Raw genomic sequence first — 3,732 nt, 5'->3', positions numbered from 1 at the left:
AAAATAGGTTCGTAGTGAGGACTTTAGTCCGCATTCATCCGAGGAATAAAGTCCGAACAATCAAACAATAAAATAGGTTCGTAGTGAGGACTTTAGTCCACATTCAAGAAGGACTAAAGTCCGAACGATCAAACAATAAAATAGATTCGTAGTGAGGACTTTAGTCCACATTCAAGAAGGACTAAAGTCCTCACTATAAACAATCAAAACCAGCAAAAGCCTCCCATAAAAATTGGCAACTTGTAGCTTATGTTAATAGCGCAACATTTGTGGGAATTAATTTTATTTCTGATTATTGTAGTCAGCCCGATTCCCCTCAGCTTGTCTCTGGCATTCGAGAATCAGAAGGAAAATAGTAACTATTCATTTCCCCATTGTCTCCTCGTACTTTTGACGGGATGGAGCATTGTACAAGTTTCTACTGGTTTGATTTTAGGAAGTGCCGATCGCCTAAATCTTGCTGCGGTCATTCTAGCAGAAATGGTGATTTGTGCGATCGGCTCAATCCTGATTTATGCGAAAAACCACAGAGCTTTTACCTTCTCGCAGTGGCAGATTCCCCAACTCAAGCAACCTCTGATCCCATCCGAACTCCTGATTATTGGTGCCACCGCATTTGCAGGATTTGTGTTGTGGGAAACCCTAGCAACTAAACCCACAACAAATTATGACTCATTGTGGTTTCACCTACCTGTAATTGCCAGATGGTATCAAACCCACTCATTTACATTCTTAGATGCCGCCGGAAATTGGATTTTTGAACAAGAGCAAGCCCGAGTATATCCCTACAATTGGCACGTCTTGTCTGCTTTGTGCGTACTCCCCTTCAAAGAAGATTTTCTCACAGCTTTTCCCATGCTAATTGCCTGGGTACTTGAAGGAATTGCCGTCTATCTATTGAGTATAAAATTTGGAGCGACGAGATTTTATGGCATGGCAGCAGCATCTTTAGTATTAACAGTACCGATGATGCTCAACCAAGTTAACACCATTCACCCAGACTTACCGCTAGCGGCCATATTTACAGTTGCTTTATATTTAGGTTTATCCTATCACAGCAGCCGATCGCAATCCGAGCTATCCCTATTTTTGGCATCGGTAGGAATGATAGCCGGAATTAAAATCACTGCCCTAGTCTATGCAGCCTCACTTTTAGGAGGATTAGCAATATTAGAAATTACAAGATTCGCCGTTAATAAAAATTGTACACCAATCAATTTTAGAATTCGCCACATCAAGCCATTCTTGGTGTGCGGCATACTTTGTGGCTTGTTTTTAGGAGGTTTTTGGTATGCGAGAAACTTGCTGCACATCAATTATCCTGTTGGTGATTCCCGCGAGATTAACATTCCCTTGCAGCCTGTTCCCCCACCGTCTCCCGTACCTGGGCCAAAACCGACCGTAGCGTCTCCAAAACCGACCGTAGCGTCTCCAAAACCGACTGTAACGCCGTCACCAACACCTCCCGTACAGGAGCCAACACCTACCATACCTGCGCCTCCAGCTTCGCCACTTTTGAAGATTTGGCAAAGCACCTTAGCCGCTCAATTTAATCCCAGCAATATTTCCCACTGGCAAATATTGGGCTTGCAAGTCCTGATTAGATTGCAACTGCCATTTCTGGCGATCGCACTTCAGGTATTAGCAGCACCTCTGGCTGCGATCCAAGGTAAAACCAGGATCAATCAAAACAATATCATTTTAACCGTAGTTCTTGCCAGCACCGGAATTCTCTACGTCATTACACCTTACACCTCCGGGACTGCCGGAGAGGCGATCGGTCAACTCAGCCCTTTACTCGGTTTTAATCTCAGATACGGCTTTCCCTTTTTAAGCTTACTGGCGATCGCAGCAGCAGCAACCGCAACTCTGCTCAAAACTCGCAAGCAAGTGATTGTGGCAGTTGTTTTAATTAGCAGTCTTGCCGGCATCGTTAGCAACACAATTTTTGACCTGATTAAAAATGCTTCTTTTACCGGAAAGAATATTGTTTGGGGAAGTATGTTGATTGACAGGTTTAAATCTAATTTCGCGGAAGCAATCAATCTGGTGATGAAAATATTAGCTCCGAGTTTGCGAGATTTAGGAATATACCCATTAATTTATATTGGATTACTGCTGCTGGCTGGGATTGTATTTAAGCGCAATCCTAGTTTTATAGGCTTTAAAAATCTGCTCGCCCGACTCAAAAAATCAAGTTACATAATGATAATCTGTGCCTGCATAGCATTGATGGTAAGTGCTAGTTGGGTGGCGAGGGAAAAGCGAGATGTTGCTCGCACCGAACTGTATCGTGGAATTTACGAATATATTGATAAAAATACAGTACCAGATGAAAGAATCGGCTTCTTTTTAAGTTCCCGCAGCTACCTGTTTTACGGGAGAAATTTGAACAGACAAGTTTTATACGTGCCGTTTAGAGCCGATCGCCTTCCGGCATGGATTGACAACCTCCACAAAAATAACATTAAGATGGTAGGATTCGGGCCCTTAACTGATACAGACGAATACACCAAACTAGCTTTATCTTGGCTGACAAGTCCCCAGGGCCCGCTGCAACCAGTTTTCGGCAAAGATTTTAATACTGAGTCGGTGCTGTATCGCTTAAAATTTTAAAATACATAGCGGTTCTCAAAAAAGTGAGGTATGCCCTATGCCCTATGCCCTATGCCCTATCGTACCTCATCTTTCGCTTGAAAGGCTATATGAGTTGTCATGAAAAAAACTAAAACTCTATTTTCAATTATTGTCCCGACTTACAATCGCCCCGAAAAATTAGCGCAGTGTCTTCAGTCTTTTGTGGAATTAGAATATCCGCCCGATAATTTTCAAGTTATTGTCGTCAACGACAGCACCGAAATATCTGTAGAAAATACAATCTTGCCTTTTCAAAATAAGTTAAATATCACACTTCTGACACAACCCAATTCCGGCCCTGCAACCGCACGAAATACTGGAGCTTTTGCAGCCGAGGGCAAATTTTTAGTGTTTACAGACGATGACTGTAGTGTGGGGGCAGATTGGCTGCAAAATCTGGAAAAGCGATTTTTGGAAACACCAAACTGTTTAATCGGAGGTCGAACTGTCAACGCGCTGCCGGATAATATCTATTCTACTGCCAGCCAGCAACTGATCGATTACCTTTACAGTTATTACAATGCTATTGGCGATCGCGCACAATTTTTCACTTCTAACAATTTTGCCCTTCCCGCTGAGGCTTTCCAGAAAATCGGCGGGTTTGACACGACTTTTGCGCTAGCGGCTGGAGAAGATAGAGAATTTTGTTTTCGCTGGCTCAATGCCGGAGGCTGCGCGGTCTACAGTCCCGAAGTTACAGTCTATCACTCCCACGCATTAACTCTGGGCAAATTTTGGCGGCAGCAGTTCAATTACGGCAGAGGTGCTTTTTTGTTTGGGCAAATTATCTCGAAAAGTGGGGCTAAGGGGAAACTGCAACCTCGGTCATTTTATCTGAATTTGCTAACTTATCCATTTTCCCAGGGATCGGGTATTCAAAGGCTATTAATTGCAGTTTTGTTTTTAGTTTCTCAGGCGGGAATTGCGGCGGGATTGTTTTGGGAGAAAAATGTTTTTGTTGAGAAATTGCACGAAGTTCATTAAAATTACCGTTATCAGGTTCGTAGTGAGGACTTTAGTCCGCAAAAAAAAGAGGAATCAACTCCTGAATACAGGTTCGTAGTGAGGACTTTAGTCCGCAAAAAAAAGAGGAAT

At 43.0% G+C, this 3,732-nt stretch carries 2 protein-coding genes; both read left to right on the top strand.

Going from position 1 to position 3,732, the window contains the following annotated elements; genetic code table 11:
* Positions 1-249: 249 nt before the first annotated feature.
* Complete coding sequence (locus tag JGK39_RS31290) at positions 250-2,616, top strand: hypothetical protein (RefSeq protein WP_293249166.1); 2,367 nt, start codon at positions 250-252, stop codon at positions 2,614-2,616.
* Between the two features lie 99 nt (positions 2,617-2,715).
* Entirely contained in the window at positions 2,716-3,621 is a 906-nt protein-coding gene (locus tag JGK39_RS31285) for a glycosyltransferase (protein ID WP_293249163.1), read from the top strand.
* Positions 3,622-3,732 lie beyond the last annotated feature (111 nt).

Origin of the sequence: Microcoleus sp. PH2017_12_PCY_D_A, assembly GCF_020738565.1 — a bacterium.
Taxonomy (GTDB): domain Bacteria; phylum Cyanobacteriota; class Cyanobacteriia; order Cyanobacteriales; family Microcoleaceae; genus Microcoleus.
Note: the sequence above shows the minus strand (reverse complement) of the source record. Positions and strands in the feature narration are given on the sequence as shown.